This is a genomic window from Paraburkholderia sp. RL17-383-BIF-A (assembly GCF_046028015.1).
GTDB lineage: Bacteria > Pseudomonadota > Gammaproteobacteria > Burkholderiales > Burkholderiaceae > Paraburkholderia.
In genome coordinates this window covers 62,284-79,199 of record NZ_JARESR010000016.1, presented here as the reverse complement: position 1 = coordinate 79,199, position 16,916 = coordinate 62,284, and the positions used below count along the sequence as shown (strand labels likewise).

Sequence of the window (16,916 nt, the reverse complement as noted above, 5' to 3'; positions counted from 1 at the left end):
ACGCACCGCACGCCACGCCGCGCAAAGCAACGCAACGCAACGCGGCGCAACATTCCGAAACACGCGAGAAGAGTTCGAAAGCATTTGCGAAGCGGGCAAGCTGTTCCGCGCTTTGAAAATGCCCTCCGGCGGCGACGATAGTCGTGCGGGCCGTACCACGTCCTGCCCCACGTCATTCACCGCTACTGGATTCCCGACATGTCATTCGATCGCCGCTCCCATCCTTTGACCCCGCGTCTCGCGCTTGCTCTTGGCGCGCTGCTCGTCACGAGCGCCGCTTATGCGGCACAAGCGAACCAGGCTAACCCGGCTAACGAGCCCGCCGACGTTTGCCCCGCGCTCAAGCACATCGTCGACGCCGCTGATTTCCGGCAGTTGCAGACCCAAGCCGCCGCACAACTGCCGGGCACAGAAAGCGCCGACGACTGCCGCGCCAACTCGCATGCCTACGACTGCCACTGGCGCGCGCACTGGCAAGCGGACGGCGTCGTCTCCGATCCGCTGGAAGAATTCGGCGCCGACATCGCTGCCTGCTTCCCGAACGTCGTGCACGACATCAATACGCCAACGCGCCAGCATTTCATCGTGACCACCCCCGCGCGGCGCGTCAGCGTCACGGCAAGCGTGCAAGGGCAAAACGAATTGCGCCTGCGCGTCACGCGCTGAACGTGAGCCTGATCGCCGTTGTCCACTGTGATTTACGGAATTCACCGACCGTCACCTGGCGCCGCCTCATGACCTTCATGCCGAGCATGCCCGCCCACGCATTCACGCGAGCCCCGCGGGCTGCGTGGCGCATGTTGAAGCGTCCCTGCGCGTGGCTCGCCGTCTCCGCCACGCTGGCGGTCGGCCTGAACGGCTGCGCGTGGACGCTGATTCAGGCCGCCGACGCCACCGGTTCGGTGATTCAGGCGGGCTACGCGATCGCGGCGAACTATTCATCGCCGACCTTCGTCAACGGCCGGCCGGCTGACTTGCGCAACGTCTGCATCGAAGTGAATCAGAACGTGTCGGTCGGCGATTTCGTGCCGGCGCTGCAACTCGCGCTCGACCGGCGAGGCATTCGTTCGGAAGTCTACAATCCGGGCACGTCGCCCGCCGGTTGCGAGGCGCGGCTCGTCTACAACGCCGCGATCGATTACGGCCGCCGTTCGTTCAGCGACGAAACGATCCAGTATCTGTCGATCATCGACCTGACGCTGATTCAGAACGGCCGTATTCTCGTCACCGCCCGCTATCAGACCGGGGGCCTGAACACCGACCGCTTCTCTTCGGCATCGACCAAGCTCAATGGCCTGATCGAGCGAATGGTCGTCGATCGAACCGACTTCTCTCGCCAGCCGCCACAGACCATTCAGACTTCCCAGGCGAACTAGGCGCACAGATCGCTTGCTTTCTCTTACAGGGGAAAGGATTCGAAAGCGTGACGCGCTTTGCTGCGCACGCGCGGTTCTCTAAGATGACCTGAATGAACCCATCCATTCTGGTCGTCGACGACGATCCCGTGATACGTGAACTCGTCAGCGGATATCTGCAAGGGCGCGGCTTCAAGGTCGACACGCTCGAACATGGCCTCGGCCTGCAGCGCAAATTGCAGGACGAGCGGCCCGACCTGATCGTCCTCGACATCATGATGCCGCAACTCGACGGCATCAGCGCGTTGCGCGCGTTGCGCGTGGCCGGCGACGACATTCCCGTGATTCTGCTGACCGCGCGTGCCGATCCGATCGATCGCGTGATCGGCCTAGAACTCGGCGCGGACGACTATCTCGGCAAGCCCTTCGAACCAAGCGAACTGGTTGCGCGGATTCGCACCGTGCTGCGCCGTCGCAGCGTGATTGCTCCGAGCGCGCCGGAGCAGCGCGCGCCGTATCGCTTCGGCCGTTTCGAAGTGAATTTCCCGGCGCGCGAATTGCGTCACGAAGGCGAGCGCATTGCGCTGCGTTCGAGCGAATTCGCCATGCTCAAGATATTCGTCACCCACGCGATGACCGTGCTCACGCGCGCGCAGTTGCTGGAGAAACTGCACGGCAACAGCGAGATACATCGCAATCGCAGCCTTGATGTGTCGATCTGGCGTCTGCGCCGGCTGATCGAAGTCGATCCGTCCGAGCCACGCTATGTGCAAACCGTGTGGGGACGCGGCTACGTGTTCGTGCCGGACGGTGAAATCGGTGCGGCCGAACGCGGTGCGCCGCCGGCCTAGCATGTGACGCGAGGTGCGATGGCTATCGCACCTCCTGGCTGGCAGGTTCGCAATGCGTCGACGGCTCAGAACGTGCTCAGAACGTCAGCACGCTCATGAACATTCTTTGCAGCCAGCCCATGGTCGTGGCGTCGGACACCATCCCCACACCGGCCTGTTCGATACGCGCGTTCGCAACCTTGCTCGACGCCACGTAGTTGCCCGCTTCGATATCCTTAGGATTGACGATGCCCGACAGGCGCAACCTGTCGCGGTTGCCGCTCATCGCAATGACCTTCTCGCCCGACACCACGAGGTTGCCGGTCGACATCGTGCCGATCACGGTGACAGCGAGCGTGCCGCTCATGCCGCTCGCATCGGTGAGACTGCCCTGCCCTTTGTATTCGGTGCTCGCCGAGCCGATGTTGAACAGTCGCGCAAGGCGCGCGGCAGCGTTGGTGGAATGGTCGGCGGCGTCGGCGGTAATGCTGCTCGAGCGACTCGCCGCCGCGGTCGCGCTGTTATTGCCGCTATACGATTCCGAGAGACGGATCGTCAATACATCGCCGATATGTTGGGCACGCGGCGTCTCGTACAGGAGCAGCGGACTGCCGGCCTGATAGATCGCGCCTTGCGTGTTGACGTTCAGTGGCGCCGAGGCAAGCGGCGGCGCCATCGGCGTATCGACGATCGAGCTTTGCTGCGTGCTCCCGCAAGCCGCAACGCAGATCGCCGCGCCTAGCGCGACAGTGAGACGTAGCGCAGTCATGCCCGCAGTCATACCTACTCCTTGGCCGGGTCGGCCGGGTTCGAAACGGGCCTTGCGGCCCCACTCAATGCCGCTCATCAACCAGCCTCCGCGCCGCTCGCCTGCCACTGCCGCACCACAGACTTCACCCACGCATCCGAGCCCTTCAGCAAATAGGTGAGCGTGCCGTTGCGTGTGCCCGGCAGAAAGCACAACGTGATCGAACTCACGGCGTTTTCCCAGACATACGTGGGCATCGCGCCCGACGACGCCGACACGGTCCGCGTCGCGAGACGCGGCGGCCCGTATCGGTCCGCGAGCGCTTCGCGCAAGTCGTCGGCGGTGATCTCGTCGATCACGAAAGAAATCTCGTACAGACGCAGCGCGCTTTGTCCGTCCACACGCGCGAAACGCAGCACATGCTCCAGCGCGGGCGCGCCGTCGACCACCGCTTGCGACACCTCCCAGCCGTTGTCCGCGCGATGCGCCCAGCGGCACGCCACCGTCAGGCTGTCGTGCGACTTGAGCCGCATGCCGAGCGCGCCTGCCTGCACGTCCGTCTCGCAGACCGGCACGCTGCCGAGCGGCGTGGCCCGCACGGTCGAGCCGGCGCGGAATTCGTCGAGCGTGATGCCGAGCGCCACGCCTCGAAACGCGAATGGCGCGTCTGGCGAGCGCCGCCGCGCGTCGGCGGGAGGCTCTTTCGTTGCGGCACTCGCCGCACTCGCCTCCCGCACGAGCGGCTGCGCTTGCGCAGTCAACGAGAACACGCCGCCCAGTAACGCTAGCGCGCAGGCAATCCGTTTGAGTGTCATGATTCAGTCGATGGCGGATGAACACATGTCGAACGGCGAGGCCGCGGCATGGCCAACCACCGGGATGATTTTCAGCGTGGCCGAAGTCAGCCGGCACGGCAGCGCGGCGACGGCGCAGCCACCCAGGGGCAGCAGCGCCGCGCCGAGCGTCAACCACGCGGCGACACGCATGAAGCGATGAAGGATTCTCGGGGTCGACACACGGGCCTCAGGAGGTCAGGCTGTCGTATTGACATGGTGGCCGACGAGCCCGGCGGGCAGCGACGGCTGCGCCTGGCCGGCGGACTCCCGCGGCTGCGCAGCGGAGCCCGAGTTGTTGGCGGCTGCGGGCCTGCCTGCTGGCGGCGTCGCCGCCAGGGACGAAAAGCGGGTGGATGAGAGATTGCTGGGAACGGTCATGATGAGCCTCGCGTGGCGCTAGGTTTCGATTTCACGCCGCCTGCCGTGGGCCCAAGGCGTTAGGCTGTTTTCAGCATGCGGCGCAACGTACTGCACGACGAATCATCCCGCCGGGCGGCCAGCGCCGATGCATGAAGGAAAGCGCGCTTTCCGGCGGTTCTTACGAGCCGTTGCGCGCCGTTGCGGTCGCTTTCAAATAGGCACAGAGTCTTTCTTCGGAGGAATGTTGGCTATGCGAAGGGAGTGGCAGCATGGCTGCGCGCATTGCCGAACATGGCCGCGCTGAAATATGCCGCGAGCCTTGTGTGGCGGGCCTGACAAGCGCATCGCCCGCAGCGGCGCGGCGTGACGTAAGCATTGGTAAGAAAAGAGTCGGACGCGCGTTGCACGCGCCAGTCTAAAATTTCGCCATGAATCCACAGGTCCTCATCGTCGACGACGATCCGGTCGTACGCGATCTGCTTTGCAAGTTTCTGCAATCGAACGGCTTCGACGCGTCCGTGCTGCACGACGGCACCCATCTCCAGCGCCGGCTCGAGCGTGAACGGCCGTCGGTCGTCGTGCTCGACATCATGATGCCGAACACCGACGGCCTGCGCGCGCTCACCGCGCTGCGCGCCGCCGGCGACGACATTCCGGTGATCTTCGTGACGGCGCGCGGCACGGTGGCCGACCGCATTGTCGGGCTCTCGCTCGGCGCGGACGACTACCTGACCAAGCCGTTCGATCCACGCGAATTGCTCGCGCGCATCCACACCGTGTTGCGCCGGCGTGGGCCGTCCACCACGAGCGCGCCGGAAGCCCGCAAGCCGTATCGCTTCGGCCCGTTCGAACTCGATTTCGCAACCCGTTCGCTGTGCCGGGACAATTCGAAGCTGCCGCTGCGCGACAGTGAGTTCGCGCTCCTGAAGATCTTCGTCAACAATCCGTACAAGGTGCTCTCGCGCGTGCTGATTCACGATCTCGTGCATCGCGACAACCTCGCTTTCCGCGACCGCAGCCTCGACGTGCCGATCTGGCGCCTGCGCCGCGTGATCGAAGACGATCCGTCCAATCCCTGCTACGTGCAAACGGTGCGCGGCAAAGGCTATGTGTTCGTGCCCGACGCCGACGGCACGCCGTTCGCCGACGAGGCTGCCGCAAGCGCATGAAAAACCCGCTGAACACGCTGTTCGGCAGGATGGCGTTACTCTCGGCAGCGGTCTTGTTCGCGATTCAGGCCGGCTGGTTCGTGCTGGTGGTGATGCAGCCGCCGCGTCATGAAATCGACGGCTTCGCGCGCGGCATTCTGCTCGTGTTGCAGGCCGTCAACGGCGAGCCGATGAAAGGCGCCGCGCTAGCGCCCGCCATGCGCGTGCACCTCGTGCCCACCTGGAACATGCCGGCTAGCGTGCATCTGCAAGAGCCGACGCATCATCCGCTGGTCGAACTGAGCCGGCATCTGCGCGAGAATCTGCCGCCCGGCACCCGTATCGCCGTCGACGACCTGCGCCCGCCGCAGTTGTGGGTGCTGTTTCCCGGCAAATCGAACTGGGTCGTCGTGCCGGTCGACGTACCGCCGCGCCCGCGCTTTCTGATCGAATCGATTTCGATGCTGCTCGCCGCGTTGATCCTTTCCGTGTTCGTCGCGTGGCAGATGCAGCGGCCGCTGTCGCGCGTCGCCGACGCCGCGCGTGCGTTCGGCTCGGGCGGCCGCCCGGAACCCGTAACAGTGCAAGGCCCACGCGAATTGCGCGACCTGATCGGTTCGTTCAACGACATGATGCGGCGCTTGAACGAAGCCGGCGACGACCAGGCCGTGATGCTGGCCGGCGTCGCGCACGATCTGAAAGCGCCGCTCACGCGCCTGAAGCTGCGCGCGAGCGTATTGGTGGCGGAAAACGAACGCGCCGGTTTGATCCGCGATGTCGACTCGCTGACCAACATCGTCCAGCAGTTTCTCGAATTCGCGGGCCAGTCCGCCGAAGCCGGGCCGCCGGTCGAAGTCGACGACTTTCTGCAGGAACAGTTCTCCGCCAGCGACAGCACCGAAACGCCGCTGTTCACGCTCGATCTGCGCGCCGGTTCGTCGTTTACGCTGCCGCGCACATTGCTCGACCGGCTGGTCACGAATCTGGTCGATAACGCGCTCGAACATGGCACTCCGCCCGTCGATATCGGCACCGCGCGCCACGATGGCCATTGGGTGATCAGCGTGCGCGACCACGGCCCCGGCATTCCCGACGACCGCATCGCGGCCGCCATGAAGCCGTTCGTGCGACTCGACGCCGCGCGTGGCGGCGAAGGCCATTGCGGCCTCGGCCTCGCGATCGTCGCGCGGCTCGCGCACGATCGCGGCGGACGCTGTCATGTGCGCAATCACGCGCAGGGCGGTCTGGAAGTGCGGATCGAATTGCCCGTGGTGCAGGCGCTGGCGTGAGCACGGCCGGACGCGCTTACGCGCCCTTACTGGAGGCTCTTTCACAGGCGCGGCGGCTTTATAGTCGCCCCCGGCAACCTCGATGCCGCCCTTCTCTATCCGCCCTGTCGTTTGGGGCGGTTTTTTTTGCCTTCGGTGAACGCAAGGCTCTTGTGGTTCAGATCACGAGGCGGCGCTGCAAGGTATCGATCGTCCTCTGCGAGAGGCCGAGGCCTCGTGTCAGATAGCTCGACATCGTCCCGTAGCTCGCCTGCACCTGATCGAACCCGGCCTGCAGATAATTTTCCTGAACACTCAACAACGGCGCCTGGACGGAAGCGACAGCGTCGCCGGCCTGCGCGCGCAGCGCGTCGGTTTGCGCCTTGATCCACGGCGCCAGATAGACGTTGCTCAACAGATAGTCCCGCATGATCACGTCGAGCGGCACGTTCGCGATGCTGAGCAGGAGCGCGGCGACCCAACCCGCGCGATCCTTGCCCGCGCTGGAGTGAAGCAGTTGCGCGCCGGGACCGTCGGCCAGACTTGTTAGGAGCCCACCGTAAGCGGCGCGCTGGGCGGCGCCGGTGACGTAGCCGCGCGCCTGCGCTTCCATGAACGCGACCGCGGCCGCCGCCGTGTCGAAGGCCGGCGCGACGAAGTCGGCGGTGCCCAGCACGTTGAGCGTCTGGGCTGTCGCACCGCCCGGCAGAATATCGGCGGTTCGCGCGATTTCCGCCGGCGTGCGCAGATCGTAGACCGATGCAATGCTGAGCCGGTCGATCGTGGCCTGGTCGGCGGCGTCGAGCGTCAATACGTTCGCGCGATAGAACACGCCGCGGCGCATCTGCCTGCCGTCGACGGTCGGATACGGTACCGCTCCGGCGACGTCGCGGAAGTTGCTGACCGACGCAAGGCGCGGCGTTGCCGGCGAATCATCGCTGAGGTTGCCGCCGCCGCACGCGGACAGCAGCGAGCCGCCCACGCCGGAGATCAGCAGGACGCCGGCTGAGCGCTTCAGAAAGCACCGGCGCGATGCCATGGTCTCGTGGGCCGATATCTGCGGCGGCCGCACAAACGTGCTCGCGGAGAGACGGGACGGCGAGCAGGTTTTTGCGGTGGCGGGCATTAGGCGTGGCTGGCGCGGAGGTGAGAGGCGGAGAAGGCGAATCGCAGCATCGGCGCTGCGCACGCAGTGTAACCACGCTCGATATATTTTGGGTTACACGGTAGTAGTTGGTAAGGAACGCGGGCCATTTTTGAGCATGACTGGCCCCACTATCCTCCGCCCCGTAGAATACAAACACCCCACCTTCGTGCCCACGGCCGGCCGACAAGTCCTGGAGACCACAACAAAAATGCCTTCTCTCCAATGGTTCACCGAACTGACCCAGCGCGAGCGCCGCACCCTGTACGCCGGATTCGGCGGCTACGCAGTCGATGCCTTCGACTTCATGATTTACTCCTTCCTCATTCCGACGCTGATCGCGACATGGGGCATGACCAAGAGCGAAGCCGGCATGATCGCCACCAGTTCGCTGATCTCGTCGGCGGTGGGCGGCTGGCTCGCCGGCATTCTCGCCGACCGCTATGGCCGCATCCGCGTGCTGCAGTGGACCATCGCCACCTTCGCGCTGTTCACCTTTCTGTCCGGCTTCACCCATTCGTTCTGGCAACTGCTCACCACGCGCACGTTACAGGGCATCGGCTTCGGCGGTGAATGGTCGGTCGTGACGATCATGATGGCCGAAACCATTCGCTCGCCTCAGCATCGCGCGAAAGCCGTGGGCACCGTGCAAAGCAGCTGGTCGTTCGGCTGGGCGGCTGCGGCGATCATTTACTGGGCCTTCTTCGCGCTGCTGCCGGAACAGTACGCCTGGCGCGCATGCTTCTGGATCGGCCTGCTTCCCGCTGCGTGGATCATCTACATTCGCCGCAACGTGAGCGATCCGGATATCTTTCTCGAAACGCGCCGGGCCCGCGAAAGTGGTTTCGACACCTCGCACTTCCTGCAAATCTTCTCGGCCGCTCACCTCAGAACCACCCTGCTCGGCAGCGCGCTGTGCACCGGCATGCTCGGCGGCTATTACGCAATTACCACCTGGCTGCCGACCTATCTGAAGACCGTGCGCCATCTGTCGGTGTTCAACACGAGTGGCTATCTGATCGTGCTGATCGTCGGCTCGTTCACGGGGTATATCGTCGGCGCCATTCTGTGCGACAAGATCGGCCGGCGCGCGTCGTTCGTGCTGTTCGCCATCGGCTCGTTCGTGCTCGGCATGGTCTACACCATGCTGCCCATTACCGACGGCATGATGCTCGCGCTCGGCTTTCCGCTCGGCATCGTGGTGCAAGGGATTTTCGCGGGCGTGGGTGCGTATCTGTCGGAGCTCTATCCGAATGCGATACGCGGCTCGGGACAAGGCTTCTGCTACAACCTCGGGCGCGGACTCGGCTCATTCTTTCCGATTCTGGTCGGTACACTGTCCCAAACCATGACACTGGTGAAGGCAATGGGCATCGTGGCGGGCTCCGGTTATCTGCTCGTGATCGTCGCCGCGGTGTGTCTGCCTGAGACCAAGGGCAAGGTGCTCGGGGCTACCCGCCCTGCCGCCTGAATCCGCCCTACACACACATGAAAACGATTGTTCTCGGCGGCGGCGTGATCGGCGTCGCCACCGCTTTTTACCTGCGCCAGCAGGGCTGCGAAGTCACCGTGATCGAGCGCGAGCCGGACGTCGCGCTCTCCACCAGTTTCGGCAATGCGGGCGTGATCGCGCCGGGCTATGTGACGCCTTGGGCCGCGCCCGGCATGCCGGCGAAGATTCTCAAATACCTGTTCAAGCCGGCCTCGCCGCTGATCTTCCGCCCGACCTTCGACCCGGCCCAGTGGCGCTGGATTGCGCGCTGGCTGCGTGAATGCGATCTCGAACGGTTTCGCGTCAACAAGCAGCGCATGCAGCGTATTGCCTACTACAGCCGCGAGTCTCTACACGAATTCCGCAGCCGCCATCCGTTCGACTATGGCCGCAGCCAGGGCTATCTGCAGTTGTTCCGCAGCGAGTACGACGTCGAACTCGCGCAGCCGGCGCTCGCCGTGCTGCGTGACGCCGGCATTGCGCACCGGGAAGTCAGCGCGGCGCAGTGTGTCGAGATCGAGCCGGGCTTGCGCTGGGCGCGTCAGGCGCCGCTCGCGGGCCTCTATCTGCCCGACGACGAAGCCGGCGATTGCGCCCGCTTCACCCGTGAACTGCGCGCAATCTGCGAGCGCAACGACGTGCGCTTTCGTTTTGACACGCGCGTCACGTCGCTCGATGTGCAAGGCGGTGCGGTGCGCGCGGTGCGTATCGAGAGCGAGCGCGGCGCCGAGATGCTGCATGCGGATGCGGTAGTGGTGGCGCTGGGCGTCGACAGTGCCACGCTGCTCGCGCGGCTCGGCGTGAAGGTGCCGCTTTATCCCGTGAAAGGCTATTCGGCGACGCTGCCCGTCACCGATGACGAGAAAGCCCCGCACGCCGCGCTGATGGACGAATCGCTGAAGACGGCGAATACTCGCTTCGGCGACAACCTGCGGGTGGCCGGCACCGCCGAACTCGGCAATCGTGAAACCACCTTGCGCGAACAGGCCCTGCAAACGCTGATGAAAGTGCTCAGCGACTGGTTCCCGCACGCGGCCAATCCCACGTCCGCACATTTCTGGGTGGGCCGCCGTCCAATGACGCCCGATGGCGCGCCGCTACTCGGCCCGTCCGGCATCGAGAAACTGTGGTTGAACCTCGGGCACGGCTCGACGGGCTGGGCGATGTCGATGGGTTCGGGGCGCGTGGTCGCGGATCTGATCACGCACCGCAAGCCGGAGATCGATCTGGACGGACTGACGTTGGCGCGCTATCGCAAGTCAGGCACGTAGCGTCGTTGCGCGCCGAAATAGAAAAGCCGGGTCACCCTCTCAGGTGCCCGGTTTTGTTTTTTCACCGCTCGATGCGCCGCTGACGCGGCACAGTGTCGTCTCCACCTCTTCCTGCAAGCAGTGGCCGGTTCTGGCGCCAAGGCGCGAAAACCGGCCGGAGACGTTTAGCGCGGCAGTTCCGAATGACCCATCAGGAACGCGTCGACGGAACGCGCGCACTGGCGGCCTTCGCGAATCGCCCACACCACCAGCGACTGGCCGCGACGCATGTCGCCCGCGGTGAACACCTTGTCCACCGACGTGTAATACGCCTTGTCGCCTTCGGTCGACGAACGCACGTTGCCACGCGCATCCTTGTCGACGCCGAACGCTTCCAGCACCGGCGACACCGGCTGCGTAAAGCCCATGGCGAGCAACACCAGATCGGCCTTCATTTCGAATTCCGAGTTCGGCACTTCCTGCATCTTGCCGTCCTTCCACTCGACGCGCGCCGCGATCAGCTTCTCGACCTTGCCGTTCTTGCCTTCGAGACGCTTGGTCGCGACCGCCCAATCGCGCGAGCAGCCTTCGTCATGCGACGACGACGTGCGCAGCTTGATCGGCCAGTAAGGCCACACGAGCGGCTTGTTCTCTTCTTCCGGCGGCTGCGGCAGCAGTTCGAATTGCGTGACGCTCTTCGCGCCATGACGATTCGACGTGCCCACGCAGTCCGAACCCGTATCGCCGCCGCCGATCACGACCACATGCTTGCCTTTCGCGAGCAACTGGTTCGCGACCTTGTCACCGGCATTGACCTTGTTCTGTTGCGGCAGGAATTCCATCGCGTAGTGGATGCCTTCCAGCTCACGGCCCGGCACCGGCAGATCGCGCGGCGTTTCCGAACCGCCCGCGATCACGACCGCGTCGAACTCTTCCTTCAACTGATCCGGCGTGATGGTTTCCTTCGCCGTGTTGCCGATATAGGCCGGCAGCGAATCCGCTTTACCGATGAACACGTTGGCGCGGAACGTCACGCCTTCGGCTTCCATCTGACGCATGCGGCGATCGATCAGCCACTTCTCCAGCTTGAAGTCGGGAATGCCGTAACGCAGCAACCCGCCGATGCGGTCGTTCTTTTCGAACACGGTGACATCGTGCCCCGCGCGCGCGAGTTGCTGCGCGACGGCCAACCCAGCGGGGCCGGATCCGACCACGGCGACCTTCTTGCCGGTCTTGTGCTTCGGCGGCAACGGAGCGACCCAGCCTTCGGTCCATGCCTTGTCGATGATCGCGTGTTCGATCGACTTGATGCCGACCGGGTCGTTGTTAATGCCGAGCGTGCACGCCGCTTCGCACGGTGCCGGGCAGATGCGGCCCGTGAACTCGGGGAAGTTGTTGGTGGAGTGCAGCACTTCAATCGCGTTCTTCCAATCCTGATGGAACACCAGGTCGTTGAAGTCCGGAATGATGTTGTTCACCGGGCAGCCGTTGTTGCAAAACGGAATGCCGCAGTCCATGCAACGTGCGCCTTGAATCTTGGCTTCGTCGTCGGTCAATGCGGCGACGAATTCCTTGTAGTGCTTCACACGCGTGAGCGGAGCTTCGTACGCCTCGTGGCGGCGTTCGAACTCGAGAAAACCGGTTGCCTTGCCCATGTGGTTCTCTTCTCTATCTAATCAGGTGGGGTGATCTACACCCGCCGCGCGGCACCGTGGATCGGTCGCACGCGGCGGGTACGGCTAAAGGTGACGTCTTGCTGATGAACAGCGTTGCGAATCAGGCGGCCAGCACTTCCTTGTTCGCCTTCTTCGCGGCCATTTCGCCCAGCGCGCGCTTGTATTCGGTCGGGAACACCTTCACGAATTGACGGCGCGACGCGTCCCAGTTTTCGAGCAGCGCTTTCGCACGCGGCGAGCCCGTGAACTGGAAGTGACGCTCGATGAGTCCCTTGAGCAGCGCTTCGTCGGTCGTGCCGGTGTGCCACAGGCCCTTGTCGACCGTGCGTTCCTGTTCGGCCGTTTGCAAGACCGGATCGAGCGCGACCATCGACTTGTTGCATTTGCCCGCGAACGAGTTGTCCGGGTCGTACACGTAGGCGATGCCGCCCGACATGCCGGCCGCGAAGTTACGGCCCGTTTCGCCGAGCACGACCACCGTGCCGCCCGTCATGTATTCGCAACCGTGGTCGCCCGTGCCTTCGACAACCGCCGTCGCGCCCGAGTTACGCACGCAGAAACGCTCGCCTGCCACGCCGCGGAAGAACGACTCGCCTTCGATCGCGCCGTACATCACCGTGTTGCCGCAGATGATGTTCTCTTCCGACTTGCCGCGGAAATCGTTGGTCGGACGGATGATGATGCGGCCGCCCGACAGGCCCTTGCCGACATAGTCGTTGCCGTCGCCGACCAGATCCAGCGTGATGCCCTTCGCGAGGAACGCGCCGAAGCTCTGACCCGCGGTGCCCTTCAACTGGATGTGAATCGTGTCGTCGGGCAGGCCGTCGTGGCCGTACTTCTTCGCGATCGTGCCGGACAGCATCGCGCCGACCGTACGGTTCACGTTACGCACCGGCTGGATGAACGAGACGTGCTCGCCCTTCTCGATCGCCGCCTTCGCCTTTTCGATCAGCGTGTGGTCGAGTGCCTTGTCCAGACCATGGTCCTGCACGTCGACATGCTTGCGCGCCACTTCCGCCGAGACTTGCGGCTGATAGAACACGCGCGAAAAGTCGAGACCCTTCGCCTTCCAGTGTTCGATGCCCTTCTTCGTATCGAGCAGTTCGGCGTGGCCGACCAGGTCTTCGAACTTGCGAATGCCCAGTTGCGCCATGATTTCGCGCGCTTCTTCTGCAACGAAGAAGAAGAAGTTCACGACGTGTTCCGGCTGGCCCTGGAACTTCGCACGCAGCACCGGATCTTGCGTCGCGACGCCGACCGGGCAGGTGTTCAGATGGCACTTGCGCATCATGATGCAGCCTTCGACGACGAGCGGCGCCGTCGCGAAACCGAACTCGTCCGCGCCGAGCAGCGCGCCGATCACGACGTCGCGGCCGGTCTTCATCTGACCGTCGGCCTGCACGCGGATACGGCCGCGCAACTGGTTCAGCACCAGCGTTTGCTGCGTTTCTGCCAGACCCAGTTCCCACGGCGTGCCGGCATGCTTCACCGACGACAGCGGCGACGCTCCCGTGCCGCCATCATGACCGGCGATCACGACGTGATCGGCCTTGGCCTTGGCCACACCTGCGGCAACCGTGCCGACGCCCGATTCGGACACCAGCTTCACCGAGACGCTGGCCGCCGAGTTGGCGTTCTTCAGATCGTGAATCAGCTGCGCCAGATCTTCGATCGAGTAGATGTCATGGTGCGGCGGCGGCGAAATCAGGCCGACGCCCGGCACCGAGTAACGCAGCTTGCCGATGTATTCCGACACCTTGTGGCCCGGCAGCTGACCGCCTTCACCCGGCTTTGCGCCCTGCGCCATCTTGATCTGGATCTGATCAGCGGACGCGAGGTATTCCGCCGTCACGCCGAAACGGCCCGACGCCACCTGCTTGATCTTCGAGCGCAGCGAATCGCCCGCCTTCAGCGGAATGTCCACGATCACTTCGTCGCCGATCACGGACTTCATCGTGTCGCCGTTCTTGATCGGAATGCCGCGCAACTCGTTGCGGTAACGGTTCACGTCCTCGCCGCCTTCACCCGTGTTCGACTTGCCGCCGATACGGTTCATGGCGATTGCCAGCGTGGCGTGAGCCTCCGTGCTGATCGAGCCCAGCGACATTGCACCGGTGGCGAAACGCTTGACGATTTCCTTCGCCGGTTCGACTTCGTCGAGCGGGATGGCCTTGGTCGGATCGAACTTGAATTCGAACAGGCCGCGGAACGTCATGTGGCGCTTGGTCTGATCGTTGATCAGATGCGCGTATTCCTTGTACGTCTGGTACGAGTTGCTGCGCGCCGAGTGTTGCAGCTTGGCGATCGCGTCCGGCGTCCACATATGTTCTTCGCCGCGCACGCGGTATGCGTATTCGCCGCCTGCGTCGAGCATGTTGGCGAGAATCGGGTTGTCGCCGAACGCTTCGCGGTGCAGACGGATAGCTTCTTCCGCCACGTCGAACAGACCGATGCCGCCCACCTTCGACGAGGTGCCCTTGAAGTACTTCACCACCAGGTCTTCAGCCAGGCCGACCGCTTCGAAAATCTGCGCGCCGGTGTACGACATGTAGGTCGAAATGCCCATCTTCGACATGACCTTCATCAGGCCCTTGCCGACTGCCTTGGTGAAGTTGTAGACCGCCTTTTCCGGCGACAGGTCGCCCTTCAGGCCGGCTGCGAGCTGGCCGAGCGTTTCCATTGCGAGGTACGGGTGCACGGCTTCCGCGCCGTAGCCCGCGAGCAGCGCGAAGTGGTGCGTTTCACGCGCCGAGCCGGTTTCGACGACCAGACCCGTGCTCGTGCGCAGACCTTGCTGCACGAGGTGCGTGTGAATCGCGGCGGTGGCCAGCAGCGCCGGAATCGCCACGTTGTCGCGATCGGTCTTGCGGTCCGACACGATCAGCATGTTGTAGCCGGACTTGACCGCGTCCACGGCTTCCGCGCACAGCGAGGCGAGGCGCGCTTCGATGCCTTCCTTGCCCCACGCCACCGGATAGCAGATGTTCAGTTCATACGAGCTGAACTTGCCGCCCGTGTACTGATCGATCTCGCGGATCTTCGCGATGTCCTTGAAGTCGAGCACCGGTTGCGACACTTCGAGACGCATCGGCGGGTTGATGTTGTTCGTGTCCAGCAGGTTCGGCTTCGGACCGACGAACGACACCAGCGACATCACCATGTTTTCGCGGATCGGGTCGATCGGCGGGTTCGTCACTTGCGCGAACAGCTGCTTGAAGTAGTGGTAGAGCGTCTTGTTCTTGTTGGACATGACCGCCAGCGGCGAGTCGTTGCCCATCGAACCGACCGCTTCTTCGCCGGCTTGCGCCATCGGCGCCATCAGGAACTTGAGGTCTTCCTGCGTGTAGCCGAACGCCTGCTGGCGATCCAGCAACGCGGCGGGCTCGCGGCGTTCCGTCGCGACGTCTTCGGCCTTCGCCTCGATTTCGTCGAGCTTGATGCGCACGGCATCGATCCAGCTCTTGTACGGCTTGGCGTTCGCGAGGTTGTCCTTGAGTTCCTTGTCGTCGATGATGCGGCCGTGCTCCATGTCGATCAGGAACATCTTGCCCGGCTGCAGACGCCACTTCTTGACGATCTTCGACTCGGGAATGGGCAGCGTGCCGGCTTCCGACGCCATGATGACGAGGTCGTCGTCCGTAATGATGTAGCGCGCCGGACGCAGACCGTTACGGTCGAGCGTCGCGCCGATCTGGCGGCCGTCGGTGAAGGCGATCGCAGCGGGGCCATCCCACGGCTCCATCATCGCGGCGTGGTATTCGTAGAACGCGCGGCGGTTGTCGTCCATCAGCGTGTGTTGTTCCCAGGCTTCCGGGATCATCATCATCATTGCGTGGACGAGCGGGTAGCCGGCCATCACCAGCAGTTCGAGACAGTTGTCGAACGAGGCGGTGTCCGATTGGCCCGGGTAGATCAGCGGCCAGAGCTTCGGCAGGTCGTCGCCGAGCACGTGCGATGCGATCGCGCCGGTACGGGCGTTGAGCCAGTTCACGTTGCCCTTGACCGTGTTGATTTCGCCGTTGTGGGCGATCATGCGGTACGGGTGAGCCAGTTCCCACGCCGGGAACGTGTTGGTCGAGAAGCGTTGGTGCACCAGCGCCAGCGCCGACACCGTGCGCTCGTCCTGCAGGTCGCGGTAGTACACGCCGACCTGGCCGGCCAGCAGCAGGCCCTTATAGACGACCGTGCGCGCCGAGCACGACGGCACGAAATACTCCTTGCCGTGCTTGAGCTTGAGCGCCTGGATGCGGTGGCTCGCGGTCTTGCGGATGATATACAGCTTCCGCTCGAGCGCGTCGGTCACCATGATGTCCTTGCCGCGGCCGATGAAGATCTGGCGGATCAGCGGCTCGCTCGCCTTGACGGTAGGCGAAATCGGCATGGTGTGGTCGACCGGCACATCGCGCCAGCCCAGCACGACCTGGCCTTCCGCCTTCACCGTGCGTTCCAGTTCCTGCTCACAGGCGAGACGCGACGCGTGTTCCTTCGGCAGGAACACCATGCCGACACCGTATTCGCCGTGCGGCGGCAGCACCACGCCCTGCTTGGCCATTTCCTCGCGATAGAAGCCGTCCGGGATCTGGATCAGGATGCCCGCGCCGTCGCCCATCAGCGGATCCGCGCCGACGGCGCCCCGGTGGTCGAGGTTCTCGAGAATCTTCAGGCCCTGCTCGATGATCTCGTGGCTTTTCTTGCCCTTGATGTGAGCGACAAAGCCGACGCCGCAGGCGTCATGCTCGTTTTGCGGGTCGTACAGACCTTGCGCGGCGGGAACCGGGTGAATCGGTTGCTGGTGGTCGTTCATGGGGA

General features: G+C 64.1%; 13 protein-coding genes. 7 read left to right on the top strand and 6 right to left on the bottom strand.

Going from position 1 to position 16,916, the window contains the following annotated elements:
• Window positions 1-198 precede the first annotated feature (198 nt).
• The 3 genes from P0D71_RS19515 to P0D71_RS19505 all read left to right on the top strand — a co-directional run bounded on the left by P0D71_RS19515 (window position 199) and on the right by P0D71_RS19505 (window position 2,206).
• Window positions 199-666 (top strand): hypothetical protein, encoded by a 468-nt coding sequence (locus tag P0D71_RS19515; RefSeq protein WP_408185643.1) that lies wholly within the window; start codon window positions 199-201, stop codon window positions 664-666.
• Window positions 667-797: 131 nt separating this feature from the next.
• On the top strand, window positions 798-1,376 hold the full coding sequence (locus tag P0D71_RS19510; RefSeq protein WP_286162016.1) for a hypothetical protein: 579 nt from the start codon (window positions 798-800) through the stop codon (window positions 1,374-1,376).
• A gap of 92 nt (window positions 1,377-1,468) precedes the next feature.
• Window positions 1,469-2,206, top strand: coding sequence for a response regulator (locus P0D71_RS19505; RefSeq protein ID WP_408481630.1), 738 nt, complete (start codon window positions 1,469-1,471; stop codon window positions 2,204-2,206).
• Between the two features lie 76 nt (window positions 2,207-2,282).
• Here P0D71_RS19505 and P0D71_RS19500 read toward each other — a convergent pair whose 3' ends face one another.
• From P0D71_RS19500 to P0D71_RS19490, 3 genes are all read right to left on the bottom strand, one after another.
• Window positions 2,283-2,954 (bottom strand): flagellar basal body L-ring protein FlgH, encoded by a 672-nt coding sequence (locus P0D71_RS19500; RefSeq protein ID WP_091800977.1) that lies wholly within the window; start codon window positions 2,952-2,954, stop codon window positions 2,283-2,285.
• A 77-nt stretch (window positions 2,955-3,031) separates the two neighbouring features.
• Window positions 3,032-3,748 carry a hypothetical protein gene (locus P0D71_RS19495; RefSeq protein WP_408481629.1) on the bottom strand — a complete coding sequence of 239 codons (717 nt, stop codon included), beginning with the start codon at window positions 3,746-3,748 and terminating at the stop codon, window positions 3,032-3,034.
• A 3-nt stretch (window positions 3,749-3,751) separates the two neighbouring features.
• Window positions 3,752-3,919, bottom strand: a complete 168-nt coding sequence (locus P0D71_RS19490) for a DUF6726 family protein (RefSeq protein WP_216668815.1) — start codon at window positions 3,917-3,919, stop codon at window positions 3,752-3,754.
• A 638-nt stretch (window positions 3,920-4,557) separates the two neighbouring features.
• On the opposite strand from P0D71_RS19490, the gene P0D71_RS19485 reads away from it, so the two are divergent.
• Window positions 4,558-5,298, top strand: coding sequence for a response regulator (locus tag P0D71_RS19485; protein WP_408301885.1), 741 nt, complete (start codon window positions 4,558-4,560; stop codon window positions 5,296-5,298).
• Complete coding sequence (locus tag P0D71_RS19480; protein ID WP_408481628.1) at window positions 5,295-6,566, top strand: ATP-binding protein; 1,272 nt, start codon at window positions 5,295-5,297, stop codon at window positions 6,564-6,566. Before P0D71_RS19485 ends, P0D71_RS19480 begins: the two co-directional genes overlap by 4 nt.
• 157 nt (window positions 6,567-6,723) lie before the next feature.
• On the opposite strand, the gene P0D71_RS19475 is transcribed toward P0D71_RS19480, so the two are convergent.
• On the bottom strand, window positions 6,724-7,671 hold the full coding sequence (locus P0D71_RS19475) for a tyrosine-protein phosphatase (protein WP_408481627.1): 948 nt from the start codon (window positions 7,669-7,671) through the stop codon (window positions 6,724-6,726).
• A gap of 229 nt (window positions 7,672-7,900) precedes the next feature.
• Here P0D71_RS19475 and P0D71_RS19470 point away from each other — a divergent pair, with 229 nt between their 5' ends.
• Both P0D71_RS19470 and P0D71_RS19465 read left to right on the top strand, forming a co-directional pair.
• Complete coding sequence (locus P0D71_RS19470; protein WP_408185636.1) at window positions 7,901-9,160, top strand: MFS transporter; 1,260 nt, start codon at window positions 7,901-7,903, stop codon at window positions 9,158-9,160.
• A 17-nt stretch (window positions 9,161-9,177) separates the two neighbouring features.
• Window positions 9,178-10,452, top strand: a complete 1,275-nt coding sequence (locus P0D71_RS19465; RefSeq protein WP_408481625.1) for a D-amino acid dehydrogenase — start codon at window positions 9,178-9,180, stop codon at window positions 10,450-10,452.
• Between the two features lie 164 nt (window positions 10,453-10,616).
• Here the strand turns inward: P0D71_RS19465 and P0D71_RS19460 are convergent, their stop codons facing one another.
• Together P0D71_RS19460 and P0D71_RS19455 are read right to left on the bottom strand one after the other, a co-directional pair.
• Window positions 10,617-12,086 (bottom strand): glutamate synthase subunit beta, encoded by a 1,470-nt coding sequence (locus P0D71_RS19460; protein ID WP_091798423.1) that lies wholly within the window; start codon window positions 12,084-12,086, stop codon window positions 10,617-10,619.
• Between the two features lie 121 nt (window positions 12,087-12,207).
• Window positions 12,208-16,911: a glutamate synthase-related protein gene (locus P0D71_RS19455; RefSeq protein ID WP_091798420.1), complete on the bottom strand. Its 4,704-nt coding sequence runs from the start codon at window positions 16,909-16,911 to the stop codon at window positions 12,208-12,210.
• Window positions 16,912-16,916 lie beyond the last annotated feature (5 nt).